The sequence below is a fragment of the Streptomyces sp. NPDC093085 genome, assembly GCF_040683935.1.
Classification (GTDB): Bacteria; Actinomycetota; Actinomycetes; order Streptomycetales; family Streptomycetaceae; genus Streptomyces.
On sequence record NZ_JBFBFB010000003.1, the window covers coordinates 480,356 to 495,279 of the forward strand.

The 14,924-nt window shown below is 71.5% G+C and carries 11 protein-coding genes, 1 pseudogene and 1 CRISPR repeat array; of the genes and pseudogenes, 7 read left to right on the forward strand and 5 right to left on the reverse strand.

What is annotated here, in order from left to right; translation table 11 throughout:
• Positions 1 to 2,485: 2,485 nt before the first annotated feature.
• A CRISPR array of direct repeats spans positions 2,486 to 3,307; the repeat unit is 28 nt; unit sequence GGAGCATCCCCGCGTGCGCGGGGCCGAC.
• A gap of 1,476 nt (positions 3,308 to 4,783) precedes the next feature.
• The gene (locus tag AB0O07_RS12870) at positions 4,784 to 5,065 is read right to left on the reverse strand and encodes a hypothetical protein (protein ID WP_365631215.1); all 282 of its coding nucleotides are present in this window, start codon (positions 5,063 to 5,065) and stop codon (positions 4,784 to 4,786) included.
• A gap of 1,084 nt (positions 5,066 to 6,149) precedes the next feature.
• On the opposite strand from AB0O07_RS12870, the gene AB0O07_RS12875 reads away from it, so the two are divergent.
• From AB0O07_RS12875 to AB0O07_RS12890, 4 genes and pseudogenes are all read left to right on the forward strand, one after another.
• Entirely contained in the window at positions 6,150 to 6,992 is an 843-nt protein-coding gene (locus tag AB0O07_RS12875; protein ID WP_365631217.1) for a helix-turn-helix transcriptional regulator, read from the forward strand.
• Positions 6,989 to 7,192, forward strand: a complete 204-nt coding sequence (locus AB0O07_RS12880; RefSeq protein WP_365631219.1) for a DUF397 domain-containing protein — start codon at positions 6,989 to 6,991, stop codon at positions 7,190 to 7,192. The genes AB0O07_RS12875 and AB0O07_RS12880 overlap by 4 nt, the downstream gene beginning before the upstream one ends.
• A gap of 26 nt (positions 7,193 to 7,218) precedes the next feature.
• A complete protein-coding gene (locus AB0O07_RS12885; protein ID WP_365631220.1) occupies positions 7,219 to 7,428 on the forward strand; it encodes a DUF397 domain-containing protein in 210 nt (69 codons plus the stop codon).
• 305 nt (positions 7,429 to 7,733) lie between these two features.
• Positions 7,734 to 8,270 (forward strand): annotated as a pseudogene (locus tag AB0O07_RS12890) (hypothetical protein); the annotation flags it as partial.
• Between the two features lie 78 nt (positions 8,271 to 8,348).
• Here AB0O07_RS12890 and AB0O07_RS12895 read toward each other — a convergent pair.
• Entirely contained in the window at positions 8,349 to 9,110 is a 762-nt protein-coding gene (locus AB0O07_RS12895) for a methyltransferase domain-containing protein (protein ID WP_365631222.1), read from the reverse strand.
• Between the two features lie 326 nt (positions 9,111 to 9,436).
• Positions 9,437 to 10,198: a TetR/AcrR family transcriptional regulator gene (locus tag AB0O07_RS12900; protein WP_365631224.1), complete on the reverse strand. Its 762-nt coding sequence runs from the start codon at positions 10,196 to 10,198 to the stop codon at positions 9,437 to 9,439.
• 105 nt (positions 10,199 to 10,303) lie between these two features.
• On the opposite strand from AB0O07_RS12900, the gene AB0O07_RS12905 reads away from it, so the two are divergent.
• Both AB0O07_RS12905 and AB0O07_RS12910 read left to right on the forward strand, forming a co-directional pair.
• A complete protein-coding gene (locus AB0O07_RS12905) occupies positions 10,304 to 11,038 on the forward strand; it encodes an SDR family oxidoreductase (protein ID WP_365631225.1) in 735 nt (244 codons plus the stop codon).
• 103 nt (positions 11,039 to 11,141) lie between these two features.
• The gene (locus AB0O07_RS12910) at positions 11,142 to 11,768 is read left to right on the forward strand and encodes an NAD(P)-binding domain-containing protein (protein ID WP_365631227.1); all 627 of its coding nucleotides are present in this window, start codon (positions 11,142 to 11,144) and stop codon (positions 11,766 to 11,768) included.
• A 313-nt stretch (positions 11,769 to 12,081) separates the two neighbouring features.
• Here the strand turns inward: AB0O07_RS12910 and AB0O07_RS12915 are convergent, their stop codons facing one another.
• Positions 12,082 to 12,384, reverse strand: coding sequence for a hypothetical protein (locus AB0O07_RS12915; protein WP_365631584.1), 303 nt, complete (start codon positions 12,382 to 12,384; stop codon positions 12,082 to 12,084).
• 35 nt (positions 12,385 to 12,419) lie between these two features.
• Positions 12,420 to 13,190, reverse strand: coding sequence for a DUF6232 family protein (locus AB0O07_RS12920; protein WP_365631229.1), 771 nt, complete (start codon positions 13,188 to 13,190; stop codon positions 12,420 to 12,422).
• 467 nt (positions 13,191 to 13,657) lie between these two features.
• Between AB0O07_RS12920 and AB0O07_RS12925 the strand changes: the two genes are divergently transcribed.
• Positions 13,658 to 14,704, forward strand: coding sequence for a methyltransferase domain-containing protein (locus tag AB0O07_RS12925; protein WP_365631231.1), 1,047 nt, complete (start codon positions 13,658 to 13,660; stop codon positions 14,702 to 14,704).
• Positions 14,705 to 14,924: the final 220 nt, after the last annotated feature.

A 14,924-nucleotide genomic window follows, 5' to 3' on the forward strand; every position in this document is an offset into this window, starting at 1 on the left:
CGCCAGAGCAACCGCCCTGCCGACCGAGCCGACTGCTCCTGCGGAAGCACCCCCACGTGCGCGGGGCCGACCCAACGAGCCGCTTTCGCAGACCGTCAAAACCCGGAGCACCCCCGCGTGTGCGGGGCGGACTGGCCGACTCCGCCGGAGCCGCGGGCGGAGGGCGGAGCATCCCCGCGTGTGCGGGGCGGACACTTGTTGAGCTGGGGTTTTAGCCGGAGCAAGTGCCGTTTTCGTTTAGTGGGGTTCGACGGAGACGCTGACCTGAGTCGCGTCGCAGGCAGGCTGAGAGCGTCATCGGTGACCAGGTCCTCCATGCCGTCCGGGGCAGCACTTCGAACGCCCACCCAGCGTACTGACCCGGTGGGCATCCCGGTGCCCCCTCCGGAGTGGCCGCCCCGTTGGCCGAGACGGTTGTTCCGGCGGGCGGAACCGGAGCATGCCCTCCGCGATCAGTGCCGCCGTCCCAACACGCCTCGGCCGCGTCAACCCGGCACCAGGCCCCCGGGGCCAGCGCCTCCAGGGCCCACAGGCCCTACCAGCTCCGGATCCCCTGCGCCGGGTCCGGTGCAGAACGACCAGCGCCCGCAGCTAAAGCTCCTCGTAGGGCGTGACCAGACGCACCGACACCCGTTCGCCGACCAGCACAGCCCCTGCATGCGGGGCCGACGTGGTGTACCTGGGGCAGATGGAGGAGCAGCAGGGAGCACCCCCGCGTGCGCGGGGCCGACCAGCCGCTGCTGCCCGCGACCGGCGCGGAGAACGGAGCACCCCCGCGTGTGCGGGGCCGACACCCCGTAGAAGCGCGCGTTGCCGTCGACCGTGGGAGCACCCCCGCGTGCGCGAGGCCGACACTTGCTGAGCTGGGGCTCTATCCGGGGCAAGTGCCGTTTTCATTTAGTGGGGTTCGACGGAGACGCTGACCTGAGTCGCGTCGCAGGCAGGCTGAGAGCGTCACCGGTGACTAGGTCCTCCATGTCGTCAAGGGTGGCACTGGAACGCCCACTCAGAGTACTGACCCCGTGGGCATCCCCGCGCCCCGCCAGCGCAACAGCCCTGCCGACCAAGCCGGTTGCTTCTGCGGGAGCCTCCCAGGGCGGAGCCGACCTGAGCATCGCCGCCTCCATCGTCGGCATGGACGGAGCATCCCCGGATGCGCGGGGCCGACACGTACTGGGCGACGGCCTGGAGCTGCTGGGTGGGAGCACCCCCGCCTGTGCGGGGACGACCGGCAGTGGCTGACCGTGCCGGAACTGGCCGGCGGAGCATCCCCGCGTGTGCGGGGGCGACCCGACCAGCCAGCCAAGGCTCGGGAACTCACCCGGAGCATCCCCGCGTGTGCGGGGGCGACACTTGTTGAGCTGGGGTTCTATCCGGGGCAAGTGCCGATTTCGTTTAGTGGGGTTGGGCGGAGACGCTGAGCTGAGTCGCGTCGCAGGCGAGCTGGGGACGTCACGTGACCAGGTCCTCTATGCGGTTCGGGGCAGCGCTTGGAACGCCCACCCAGCGTACTGACCCGGGTGGGCATCCCGATGCCCCCTCCGGAGCAGCCGCCCCGTTGCCCGAGCAGATTGTTCCGGCGGGCGGAACCGGAGCATCCCCTCCACGATCAGCGCCACCATCCCAACACGCCTCGGCCGCATCAACCCGGCACCAGGGCCCCCAGGAACAACGCCTCCAGGGGCCACAGGCCCTACCGGCCCCGGATGCCTTTGAGGCGCGTCCGGTGCAGAACGGCCAGCGCCCGCAATTGAAGCTCCTCGTACGGCGTGGCCAGCCGCACCGACACCCGTTCGCCGGCCAACACAGCCCCTACATGCGGGGCCAACCTCACCGCCGAGGACCAGGGCATCGTACGGGCCGGAACATCCCCGCATTCGCGGGGCCGACCTCTCCGTCGCCGCCCAGAAGGTGAGGAAGTCCGGAGCACCCCCGCATGCGCGGGGCCGACGAACTCTGGGGGGGGACGCCCGTAGTACGGCGACGGGAGCACCCCCGCGTGTGCGGGGCGGACTGCCCCTTCGCGGACCGGGACGACAGGTCGTACGGAGCACCCCCGCGTACGCGGGGCCGACGTGCACGAGCTGGTCGAAGCCCTCTCCGCCCCGGGAGCACCCCCGCGTACGCGGGGCCGACCTTCGCCCCGCTCCCCCGAGGGGGTGGGGTGCTGGAGCACCCCCGCGTACGCGGGGCCGACACTTGCTGAGCTGGGGGTTTAGCCGGGGCAAGTGCCGATTTCGTTTAGTGGGGTTCGACGGAGACGCTGACCTGAGTCGCGTCGCCAGCAGGCTGAGAGCGTCACCGGTGACCAGTTCCTCCATGCGGTTCGGGGCAGCGCTTGGAACGCCACCCAGCGTACTGACCCGGCGGACATCCCCGCGCCCCACCAGAGCAACAGCCCTGCCGACCAAGCCGGTTACTCCTGCGGGAGCCTCCCAGGGGCGGGGCCGACCTGAGCATCGCCGCCGCCATCGTCGGCATGGACGGAGCATCCCCGCATGCGCGGGGCCGACGCGCGGGCGGTCGCGATGGGCGCTGCGGAGTGGGGAGAACCCCCGCGTGCGCGGGGCCGACGCCGGACAGTCGGAGCAGCCCCCGCGCATACGGGGAGCACCCCCGCGTGCGCGGGGCCGACGACGCGCCGACGACGACGCCCATCAAGGCGCGCGGAGTATCCCCGCGTGTGCGGGGGCGACCACCAGACGCGTTCCCCGACCGAGCGCCGGATCGGAGCACCCCCGCATGCGCGGGGCCGACGTAGCGGGGGTCGCGGCGGCCGGACTCGTACCGGGAAGCACCCCCGCGCGGGCGGGGTCGACGTGCGCCGAGGACCCCGACCACGACGGTACGAGGGAGCATCCCCGCGTGCGCGGGGCCGACCGCGTAGGTCGAGTCCCGCACCGCGCGCCCCTCGGAGCATCCCCGCGTGTGCGGGGTCGACGTAGACGCCCGCCGTCCGCGGGTCGATCTCGACGGAGCATCCCCGCGTGCGCGGGGCCGACGGGCTCCCGGAGGTGGTCGGGTCCCCGGCCGGGGGAGCATCCCCGCGTGCGCGGGGCCGACGGTACGACGACGCCGGGGGCCACCTCCACGTCCGGAGCATCCCCGCGTGCGCGGGGCCGACGGGCTCACCCTGGGCCGCCGCCGCGGTGCCGGCGGAGCATCCCCGCGTGCGCGGGGCCGACTCTTCGAGGGGGCCGGGAGGGCCGCTGGAGGGCGGAGCATCCCCGCGTGCGCGGGGCCGACCACACCCACTGGCGCGGCATCAACCTGGAGGAAGGAGCATCCCCGCGTGCGCGGGGCCGACACTTGCTGAGCTGGGGTTCTATCCGGGGCAAGTGCCGATTTCGTTTAGTGGGGTTCGACGGAGACGCTGACCTGAGACGCGCCGCCAGCAGGCTGAGAGCGCCACCGGCGACCAGGTCCTCCATGCGGTTCGGGGCAGCACTTGGAACGCCACCCAGCGTACTGACCCGGCGGACATCCCGATGCCCCCTCCGGGGCAACCGCACCGCCAGCCGAGACGGTTGTTCCGGCGGGCGGAACCGGAGCATGCCCTCCGCGATCAGTGCCGCCATCCCAACACGCCTCGGCCGCATCAACCCGGCACCAGGCCCCCGGGGACAACGCCTCCAGGGGCCACAGGCCCTACCGGCCCCGGATGCCTTTGAGGCGCGTCCAGTGCAGAACGGCCAGCGCCCGCAACCGAAGCTCCTCCTAGGACGTGGCCAAACGCACCGACACCCGTTCGCCGACCAACACAACCCCTACATGCGGGGCCAACCTCACCGCTGAGGACCGGGGCATCGTACGGGCCGGAACATCCCCGCATGCGCGGGGGCGACTACTCCGGTCTCTGGTTGTACGAGGATCCCCGCGTGCGCGGGGCCGACCGATGCCTGCTCGGCGCCGCCGTGCCAGACCTGGGAGCACCCCCGCGTGCGCGGGGCCGACGCGCTGGCCTCGCTCCCGGCGCAGATCCTGCACGGAGCACCCCCGCGTGCGCGGGGCCGACCGGAGGTGACGCACTGCGCCAGATCTCGCCATGCGGAGCACCCCCGCGTGCGCGGGGCCGACGAACAACCGGTGCGAGCCCGGTGATTGAGCGCGGGAGCACCCCCGCGTGCGCGGGGCCGACCGCAGGCCGCCGCCGTGCTGCGTGCGGGACGGTGGAGCATCCCCGCGTGCGCGGGGCCGACCCCGACGACTTCGTGCCCGGTGAGGTCCTGCGGGGAGCACCCCCGCGTGTGCGGGGCCGACGACGAGCAGGCGCGCGGTGACCTCGCCGCGTACGGAGCATCCCCGCGTGCGCGGGGGCGACCCAGTCTCAATGGCGTCGACCAGGTCACGCCGCGGAGCATCCCCGCGGGTGCGGGGGCGACACGAACTCGGCCGTGTCCTGGCCGTGGGAGATGGGAGCATCCCCGCGTGTGCGGGGGCGGCGCTTGCTGAGCTGGGGTTCTATCCGGGGCGAGTGCCGATTTCGTTTGGCGGAGACGCTGGGCTGAGTCGTGTCGGTGGCGGGCTGGGGGCGTCGCTGGGGGCCAGGGGCTCCATGGCGTGGGCAGCGTTTGGGACGTCGCCCAGCGTACTGACCCGGGGGGGCATCCCGGTGCCCCTCCGGAGTGGCCGCCCCGCCAGCCGAGGCGGTTGTTTCGGTGGGGGGAACCGGGGCATGGCCTCCGCGAATCAGCGTCGCCGTCCCGGCACGGCTCGGCCGCATCGACCCGGTACCAGGCCCCCGGGGACGACGTCTCCAGGGGCCAAAGGGGCGCCACAGGGTCTACCGGCCCCGGATTCCCTTCAGGCGGGTCCGGTGCAGGGCACCCAGCGCCCTCAACTGGCGCTTCTCGTACGGCGTGGCCAGCCGCAGCGAGAACCGGTTCGCCTCCCAGTGCAACCCCGTGGGCCGGATCAGGTGAACCAGCGGCCCGGCGAACCCGGCGATCTCCCCGGGCATGTCGTACCGCCGGTCGAACACGACCATGCCGAGCCGGAGTTCACCCAGCACGGGCGAGGACGAGGGCGAGGGCGAGGGTCCAGACCCGGATGCGGACTCGGACATCGGGCCCGGCTGCCTCGGCACCGGGGGCACCGGAGCCCTCGGGCGCACCGCACGCGGCGGAGGCGGCCACCCCGACGACGAAGTCAGTGGCAGCGGAGCCGGGGAGAGCGGAGCCGAGGGCGACTCACCCGGGAGCAACCGCCCCTGAGCCGACGGCCCCGGCGGCACCTGCCCCGGGGTCGAGCACGGGCGCGCCGACGGCGAAGGCACGGGCGGGCGCGGCCTCACCCCGGTTCCCCCGCCCACGCGCCCTCCCCGGCCGCCGGCCACTCCCCGACCAACCGGTGCGGGTGATTCCGCAACTCCTCGTTCCACGTCCGAACCGTCCACCCGTCCCCCGCCGCCCGCGCCTCCTCCCGCTGCCGGCAGAGCGCGGCACACACCCCGCACCCCACCGCCGCCCCGGGCTCGCACGCCGACGACAGCGATGCCGACGACAGCGACACCGAGGGCTGCGACGTCGAGTGCTGCGCCGACAATCCCTCACTCACCGCGCACCACCCCCGGCCCCGGCCCCGGCGTCGGCATCGGACCCGGACCCCGCGTCGGCCCCGGCGTCGGGCCCGGGCCCACACCCCGGCCCGGCCGAGGTTCCGACCCCCCGTCAGGGCAGACCGGGCTGCCGCACCGGCACGGCGGCCACCTCAGCGCATCCCCAGGCGCGAGGTCACCCCCCTCGGGCCCGGCCCCGTACCCCGCCCCGGGCCAAGTCCTCGCCCCAGCCCCGTACTTCGGCACCAGAAGCGAACCGTCCACCCCAAACGTGGCGATCACCAACGCGATACGCCTCCGCGCCTCACTCCCCGTCATCACTCAGCCCCCGCAACCCACGCGCCACCCGCGCCGTCAACTCCGGCGTAGGCTCCGCGAACCACCGGGGCACACACTCCGGAACCAGCCGATGAACCCAATCCCCCTCGGCCACCAGCACCTTGTCCGGCGCCCTCCGGACGCCCTCCCACTCGCCACACATGCACCCCTCCGTCATCGAGTAACTACTTTCTGTGCCCAATAATCGGTTTTCGGGCATAGGCTGAACAGGGTTGAGGGCACGACAACGCACCTGGCGTGAAGGAGGATCACGATGTCGGACGGTCAGAAGGGACCGGTGGAGCCGCTACAGCCGATGACGGGAGCGGCGTTTTTCGGTAACGAGGTACGGGAATGGCGCCTGGCCAGGGGCCTGAGCCAACGCGAGGTCGGCGCCCCGAAGCAGTACGGCCAGCAGTACGTGGCGAAGGTCGAGGCCGGCGAGCGCATGGCCAGCCCTGAGTTCGCGGAAGGCTGCGACGAGGTCTTCGGCACGCCGAAGGCGTTCACGCGGCTGCGGGACCGTTGCGCGGAGAGGGGTGGGTACCCGGACTGGTTCGAGCCGTACATTCAGCTCGAACGGAAGGCGACCACGATCCTGAACTTCAGCAACAGCCTGGTCACTGGGCTGCTGCAAACCAAACCGTATGCGCACGCGATCTTCCAGAAAGGATGCCCGACGGATACTCCAGAGGAGACCTCCCGGAAGGTCGAACGCCGTTTGAAGCGCCGCCAAATCCTGGAGAAGGAGAATCCTCCTCTGATCTGGGTGATCCTTGACGAAGCAGCCCTCAGGCGAATGATCGGCACCCCTGCGATCATGGCCGCGCAAGTGGCACACCTGATCCAGGAGGCCGAATCACCGCGCTTCACCATCCAGGTGCTACCGCTCGACTCTGGCGCCCCCTCCTGGTCTTTGGCTTTCACGCTGCTGAGGTTCGACGACGAGGAACCCGACATGCTGTACCAGGAGACACTTGGTGCAGGCCATGTCACCGACTCGCGGACGGTAGTAGCGGATGCAGGCGTCCTTTACGATCGGCTACGAGCCGACGCACTCTCACCAGAGGCGTCAGTCGCTTACTTGCGCAAGGTAATGGAGGAATGGACCCGATGAACACACTCGATCTCTCCAACACGCTGTGGGAGAAGTCCAGTTACAGCGACCAGCAGGGCGGCGAGTGCGTAGAGTTCAGCCGCACCCTCCTCTCCCCCGCCGGGGTCATCCCCGTGCGCGACAGCAAGAACCCCACCGGCCCGGTCCTGACCGTAACCCCGTCCGCCTGGGCCGACTTCATCACCTACGCCGCCCGATAAGCCCTCGGAACAAGGAGATGACCCCGATGAACACACGCGACCTCGCAGACGCGCAGTGGCAGAAGTCCACCTACAGCGACCAGCAAGGCGGCGACTGCATCGAGTTCAGCCGCACGTTCACCCGTGCCGGGGTCATCCGCGTACGAGACAGCAAGAACCCCGACGGGCCCACCCTGCTCACAACTCCCGCAGCCTGGGGCGACTTCACCGCCTACGCCTCAGCGAACCCTGCGTAAAGTTCCGGACACCCCCGGCTGTTTGGGGTGCCATCGCCTCTCCGGGCGGAGGGAGTTGCCCAGGGCCCGATGAACGTCGGCTACGCCACCGCAGCGGCGGAACCGGGCCCACCCCTGCGCGGGCGATACCGCCCGGACCGTAGCGACGCTCTGCGAACCCGGGCACACGTACGTCTGCATGTGGTCGCACGGCCCGGACACCCGCAAGCCCCGCAAGTACCGGCACATCGCGGTCCAGCCGCCGCACGGTCCGAAAGGCGGGCGGCTTGGCCCCGACACATCACAGGCGCGGGCTGCTCACCGCCATGGTGCGGGCCCAGTTGACCGGCCTGTACGCGTCCGGGCGGGAGGCGATCGCGGCGCTTCGCCCCTCCGAGGCCGGGGCTCCGGGATCTCCGGACCGTACAGTTGCGGCTCGGGGACCGCACGCGCTGCGACCGCCGGGCTCCGCGCTTCCGCCCTGCCACGGACTTCGGCGACGGGGCGGTCCGGACGTACCAGCCCGAGCAGGCCCGTCCGCCCTGAGCAGGTCTACGATCAGGCCCGTACCGCCACGTCCGCCGGCCCGACCGGAGGACGGCCCACTGGACGGTACGGTACGTCTCGCCGACCACCCGGTGCACGGCGACGTCGCTGCATCCAGCCGTGCACCAGGAGAGGGACGGCCCTCCGCAAGCGGCTACGCGCTCTACCGCCGTGGTGCGGGGGGGGCCGAGGTGGCGGCGGTCACGCGGGAGGCGTATGCGACGCCGTGGCGGTACTTCGCCGGGAGCGGCCTGGTGACCCGGATCGATGACGAAGGCGCGGCGGACGAACCGCTCCCGTACTTCCCCGTCGACCCGCGAGCGGTCAACGCGTTCCTAGTGGATCGCCTGTGGGTGTGGGTACGGCCGGTCGCCCGTCTCGTTCGCGCGCCCCGGCTACGGCCGAGGGGTATCCGACGCGGGCCCGGGGCGGCGCGCCACGAACACGAACTCCCTGCCCGGGCGGTCGGGTGCGTCGCGTACGTCTTCGACGGTGAAGCCGTGCTCGCGCACGTTCCGTTCGATCTCCGTACGTTCACGGAAGCGCAGCGTCGATTCCGAGGTCAGTACGGCCCCGTCCGCAGCGAACACATGCGTGCCCCGGAAGCTCACCAACGGCAGGCTCACGTCGGTCAGTTCGGCCCAGGTCTCGACGCGGCCGACGCCCGGGACATCCGTGACGCGGTACGTGGTCCCCCGCGTCCACTCCGCCCATTCCTCCCACACGCGGTACGCCGGATCGCGCGTCTCGAAGACGAGCCGGCCGCCGGGCCGCAGTGCGTCGTACGCGCCGCGCAGCGTCGTACGCCACGCCTGCGGATCGGTGATCGCCTGGGCCACGTTCCCGGTCATCGTCACCAGGTCGACCTGCATGGGCGGCAGGTCCCCCGCGTCGCCGTCGAGCCAGCGCACCCGTTCCGCGCCCGGTTTGCCGCGCGCGACGTCGACGGAGGCCCGCGCGGGGTCGATCCCGGTGACCGTCGTCCCGCGCCCGGCGAGCAGCAGCGCGAACACGCCCGTACCGCACCCGATGTCCAGCACGGAGCGCGCGCCGAACTCCTCCGCCATCGCGAGGTACGCGTCGAGATCGGGGCGGTCCGGATCGAGGGGGTCGTAGATGGCGGCGAGGCGCGGATGCCCGAAAGTTGCGTCGACCATGGGGGCGAACGTATGCGGCCCCGAGCCCGCGCGGCCACTGCTTTTCGGGCTCCGACGGTGTGCGGATGGGCGGCGCGTACGACGGCGGGGGCGCCCAACCGCCCGGCCGCCCAACCGCCCGGCAATCCGAACGCCCGACCGCCCGGCCGTCCGACCGCCGGGCATCCGAACGCCCGGCCGTCCGACCGCCCGACGTCAGCCGGTCGGCCTCGCCCGCCTCGTCCGCCGCGTCCGTCGCGCCCCCTCGGGCCCGGGCGCCGCTCGGAGTCGATTCCGCTGACGATGCCCTCGGGGCACCCCTAGGGGGCGCACCCGCACCCCCGGGGTCAGCCGTTCGCGGTGCCGGTCGCGACGTCGGTCGTCGTGCCGGACTCGGTGCCGGTCGCGACGTCGGTCGTGGTGCCGGTCCGGGCATCCGTCCCGGCACCGGTCCCGGCATCCGTCCCGGCGTCGGTCGCGGCGCCGGTCATGGCGTCGGCCCCGGTGCCAGTCCCGGTGCCCGTCGGGGGAAGGGCGTTGTCGATGAGGACGGCGGCGATGGCTGCGGCGGTGGGGAAGGACTCGGCGTTGAGGACCCGGGTGCGGGCCGAGGCGCCGTCGAGGAGCAGCGCCAGTTGCTCGCCGAGTTGTTCGGGGTCGGCGGCGCCGGCTTCGCGGGCCGTCGCGGCGAGCCGCGCGGCGATGGCGAGCTTGTAGTCGCGTGCGTATTGGGACGCGGGGTGCTGGGGGTCGTGGATCTCGACGGTCGCCGCGATGTAGGGGCACAGGGGCGTGAGTTCGTCCGGGCCGGACGCGGGGAGTTCGAAGGCGGCGAGGAGTCGTTCGCGGGGCGTGAGGTCGGTGCGGTCGAACACCCCGGCCATGACGTCGGGATCGAATCGGCGCAGGTATTCGGCGACCAGGTCGTCCTTGCCGGCGAAGTGCTGGTAGGCGGTGCGCTTCGAGACCTGGGCCACCGCGCAGAGCTGGTCCATGCCGGTGCCGTTGATGCCCTGTGCTCGGAACAGTTGCTGCGATGCGCTGAGGATGCGCTCGCGCGCGCCCCTGCCGCGGCGCCGGCCCTGGGGGCCCTTCTCCAGCTTCGTCATGGCTTCATCATACCCCGGTTCGGTACCGCTCGGTGTACATAGCTTGCGTTCCCGCCGGTCGCCGGATACGTTTAAGTACACAGATCGGTTTACGTAGGAGTGATCGTGGGAAAGCTTGATGGCAAGGTCGCGGTGGTCACGGGCGGGTCGACCGGCATGGCGCTGGCCGGCGCGAAGCTGTTCGTCGAGGAAGGGGCTCATGTCTTCATCACGGGCCGGCGGCAGGAAGCGCTGGACGACGCCGTCAAGGTGATCGGCCGGAACGTGACCGCCGTACAGGGCGACGCGGCCGACCTGGCCGACCTGGACCGTCTGTACGAGACGGTCCGGCGCGACAAGGGATCGATCGACGTGCTCTGGGCGAGCGCCGGGATGGGCGAGGAGGGCAGGCTCGGCGAGATCACCGAGGAGCAGTTCGACCGCGCGTTCTCACTGAACGCGCGCGGCACGCTGTTCACGGTGCAGAAGGCGCTGCCGCTGCTCAACGACGGCGGCTCGGTCTTCATGACCGGGTCGAACGCCTCGCTCAAGGGCTACCCCGGGTGGAGCGTGTACGCGGGGAGCAAGGCCGTGCAGCAGGCCTGGGCCCGCGTATGGCTGAACGAGCTGCGGGACCGGCGGATCCGGGTGAACGTACTGACCCCCGGCCAGGTCGCCACCGCCAAGCAGGAGGAGTTGTTCGACGAGGAGACGAAGCGGCAGTTCGAGTCCCTGATCCCGCGCGGCGTGATGGGCCGCCCCGAGGAGATCGCGACGGTCGCGCTGTTCCTCGCCTCGGACGACTCCAGCTATGTGAACGGGCTGGAACTGACCACCGACGGCGGCACCACGGCGATCTGAGCGGACGCACTCCGCGACGCCAGATGGAGCAGAAGCGAACGTTCGAGAACAGGAAAGTTCGAGAACTTCGAGAACTTCGAGAACAAGGAAGAGAGCACACCTCATGAACAGCAGCATCAGCATCATCGGTACGGGGAACATGGCCCGCGCCATCGGCGCGCTGGCGGTAGCGGGCGGCAACACCGTCGAGATCATGGGCCGCGATCACGCCAAGGCGGCCGACCTGGCCAAGGCTCTCGGTGGCGGCACCACGACGGGAGAGTGGGGCGGCGTCCCGGCCGGGGACATCGTGGTCGTGGCCCTGTTGCCCGACGGTGTCGTTCCGGCCGTCGCCCACTACGGAGACGCCCTCGCGGGCAAGGTCGTGGTCGACATCAGCAACCCCTTCAACTCCACGTTCGACGGTCTGACCCACCGCGAGGTCACCTCGGTCGCGCAGGAGGCCGCCAAGGTGGTCCCGGCCGGTGCCGAGGTGGTGAAGGGGTTCAACACCGTCTTCCGGCATGTCCTGGAGAACGGCCGGCCCGACATCTTCATCGCCGGCGACAGCGCGGAGGCCAAGGCGAGCGTGGCGGCGTTCGTCAAGAGCCTCGGCATGCGCCCGATGGACGTCGGTGGCCTGCGAATGGCCCACTGGCTGGAAGGAGCAGGCCTGCTCACGATGGGGCTCGCCCGCCATGGGGTGGGCGGCTGGGACTTCGCCCTCGGCGTCACGGAACTCCCCGCCTGAGCCGGACGGTTCCCCATCCCAGCGCCTCGTTTGTCACATCAGGCCGACCTTGTCCCACCCGTAACACCGTGTGCGCAGAAGGCGTACGGACACGCCGCCCCCGCACCGAACGCGCCGGAGTCCGCCCCTGCCCCGCCCCGGCCCGACACAAGCACCGGCACCGGCACCGGCACCGGAACGGGCACAGGCCCCGGCACCGGGACCGGGACCGGCCCCAGCCCTGGCAGCGGCAGCGGCCACCGGCCGATCCGGGTCCGCCATGGATACCCCTCGGCCGTAGCCGAATGCCGACAGCGGCGAGGGTGGCCAGCCGCTAGCTCAGCAGCTCGGTCAGCCGCCGCGCCGCCTCCGCTGCGGGCTTGCCCACCGAGCCGACGGCCTCCGCGATCCGCACGACGGATGCCAGGACGGTGCCGCGCCCGCTCCGGGTGTCCCGGTCGGGATCGAGCACGGGCAGTGCGTCCCCGACGGTCCGGTCCTGGTCCGGGGTGAGGTGCGGGCGCAGTTCCTGGAGCAATTGGCGGAGATCCGCGATGGCGGCGCGGGTCTCCGCCTCCTGGGCGGCACCGCCGGCCGACCCGTAGTTGATGCCGATGTTCTCGCGCCCGCCATGCATGTTGACCACGGGTCCGTGGTAATTCGACGTATCGCTCACAGCTTGAACCCCGTGTTCCCCCGACCGCCGCTCATGTTGACGACGGGACCGTAGTTGTTCGTGTTGTTGAGCTGCCTGACGATCGCGGTGAATTCGGCTTTCGGGTTGTCGATCGCGGACACGATCTGCCCGGCGATCTGCCGTAGATCGTCCATGTTCGGCAGGGTCACCACCACCTTGGAGCCGCTTGCCATCTCGACGACCAGTACCGGCTTCGCCGACCCGAACAGGGCGACGAGGACGACGACCAGGCCGATCGCGACGATGACGCGGAAAACGCCACCGTTCACCGCGACTTGCGCCCCGCCCTCGGCCACGGCACCGACCAGGGCGCCGACGATCACAATCGTCAGGAAGCGGAGGAGAGCCCTGCCCCAGTCGGGCTTGACCCTGTAGGCATCGACCCAGGTGACATTGCGCAGCGGGATGGCCGCCGTCCCCACCCACAACATCTGGTGGCTGACCCGGAGGACCAGAGGTGCCCCCTTGCGCTGAGCCGACGGTAGCTGCGGCGGCTCGTACGGTCCGGGCGGCTGCTCGGGCGGTGGACCGGGCGGTGCTGCCGGGGGGGCTCCGGGCGGTGGCTCGGGCCGTGACGCGCCGACGTTTCCTGCACGTTCGGCAGGTTCGGCAGGTTCGGCGCGTTCAGCAGGTTCGACGCGTTCAGCAGGTTCGATGTGTTCGGCACGTTCAACGCGTTCGGCAGGTTCGGCGTGTTCGACGCGTGCTGCGCGTGCGGCACGTCTGATGTGTTCTGCGTGATCCATGGTTCCCCCGTGCTGTCATCACTCCCACCCGCATGTCGCGGGAGCACCATTAAGCGCCTGTAGACAGTCACGGGGCAGATGAAAAGCAGCCAACTCGCCATATGAAGGCCGATAGTCGGCCCCATGGCAGGCGGTTACGTGATATATGGCCCGCCCGGGCAGCAGCACGGCGAACCTCCGGGACGATCGCGGTGCCGGCCCGGTCCCGTCCTCGTACCTGGTGATGTGCCGGCCGGGCCGAAGGCGACCGCCCGCCCCTCTCATAGACTCATGGCGTGGCATTCATGAGCACCCCGCACTGCTGCTTCCTGTGATCGGAAGGCGTTGAGGGCGATGTCGGACGGCATCGCCCTCCTTGGTGTGCCTGCCGGGTAACGCGTAACACCTAACGGGTAACGCGTAGTACGCACTGCGTGCGCGTGCGCGTGCGGGCACGGTCCTTCCCATCCCCTTGCCTGGAGTGCCTCGTGCCCGTATCGCTTCCGCCTGCCCTCGAACTCTCCCTCGGCCTGTTGCGCTGCCCGACGTGCCGCACGCGTCGCACACACCGCACACACCGCACACGCCATGCGGGCCACCTGCGCCCCACCGCCGACCTCCGCGCGCTGCGCTGTCCGGCGGGCCACACCTTCGACATCGCCCGGCACGGTTACGCCGGTCTGCTCACGGGCAGCCGCGCCATCAGCGGCGACGACGCGGCCATGGTTCGGGCCCGGGCCCGGTTCCTGTCCAGCGGTGTCTACGCGCCTGTCCGCGACGTTACGGCGCGCCTGGCAGCCACGGCGGTTCCCTCCGGTGCCGCCCACGGCTCCGCCCCCGGCGCGGCCCCCGGCGCCCGCCCCGGCACCGAGCGGGCCACGGTCGTGGACGTGGGATGTGGCACGGGGTACTACCTGGCCGGCGTACTCGACCGCCTGCCCGGCGCCCGTGGTCTGGGGCTGGACACATCGGTACGCGCGCTGCGTTCGGCGGCCCGTGCCCACACCCGGGCCGCCGCGATCGCCTGGGATGTCTTCCGGCCCTTCCCGCTGGCCGACGGGGTGGCCGATGTCGTGCTGGACGTGTTCGCCCCGCGCAACCCGGCCGAGTTCCACCGTGTGCTGCGTGCGGCCGGCCGGTTGATCGTGGTCCGGCCCACCGGGCGGCACCTGGCCGAGCTGCGCGGCCGGCTGCCCGGGATGGTCATGGTCGACCCGGCGAAGGAAGAGCGCCTGCACCGGAGGCTCGGCCCCTTCTTCGACGCCGTCGGCACCGAACTGGTCGAGTACGCCGCGCCCCTGTCCGGGCCCGATGCCCTGGACCTGGTGGCGATGACGCCCAGCGCACGCCATATGGGCCACGCGGACCTCGCCGAAGACGGCGTCCCGCCGGATCCGGCCACCCAGGCCGCCCGCATCGCCCAGGCCACTCACATCACTCAGGCCGCCCGCGTCACCCAATTCACCCAGGTCTCCCAGGTCACCCAAGTCACCGTCACCGTCTCCGTGCTGGCCACCGCCTACCGGCGTCGGTGACCACGGGCGGGTTCGCGGTCGGCGCATGGGCGGGGAGCACGCCCGGCGCCCCGCCCCCCACAGCTCCGCCGAACTCCCCGAGTCGGCCGATTCGTTACCCGCCGACGCCCGTACAGGCCCCGGAATGCGCGGTTTTCGGCCTCCGCAATGGGTAGGATCACGCCGCGTGCCGAGCGAGTGGCATGAATCCGGTGCCGCCCGCCCCGCACGTGGCACAGGT

What these genes read in the sequence shown, in the direction of transcription:
- AB0O07_RS12885 (WP_365631220.1), top strand. Translation starts at nt 7,219, where the DNA reads ATGAACACACGCGACCTCGCAGACGCGCAGTGGCAGAAGTCCACCTAC.
- AB0O07_RS12895 (WP_365631222.1), bottom strand. Translation starts at nt 9,110, where the DNA reads ATGGTCGACGCAACTTTCGGGCATCCGCGCCTCGCCGCCATCTACGAC.
- AB0O07_RS12910 (WP_365631227.1), top strand. Translation starts at nt 11,142, where the DNA reads ATGAACAGCAGCATCAGCATCATCGGTACGGGGAACATGGCCCGCGCC.
- AB0O07_RS12920 (WP_365631229.1), bottom strand. Translation starts at nt 13,190, where the DNA reads ATGGATCACGCAGAACACATCAGACGTGCCGCACGCGCAGCACGCGTC.
- AB0O07_RS12900 (WP_365631224.1), bottom strand. Translation starts at nt 10,198, where the DNA reads ATGACGAAGCTGGAGAAGGGCCCCCAGGGCCGGCGCCGCGGCAGGGGC.
- AB0O07_RS12915 (WP_365631584.1), bottom strand. Translation starts at nt 12,384, where the DNA reads ATGCATGGCGGGCGCGAGAACATCGGCATCAACTACGGGTCGGCCGGC.
- AB0O07_RS12870 (WP_365631215.1), bottom strand. Translation starts at nt 5,065, where the DNA reads ATGTCCGAGTCCGCATCCGGGTCTGGACCCTCGCCCTCGCCCTCGTCC.
- AB0O07_RS12880 (WP_365631219.1), top strand. Translation starts at nt 6,989, where the DNA reads ATGAACACACTCGATCTCTCCAACACGCTGTGGGAGAAGTCCAGTTAC.
- AB0O07_RS12875 (WP_365631217.1), top strand. Translation starts at nt 6,150, where the DNA reads ATGTCGGACGGTCAGAAGGGACCGGTGGAGCCGCTACAGCCGATGACG.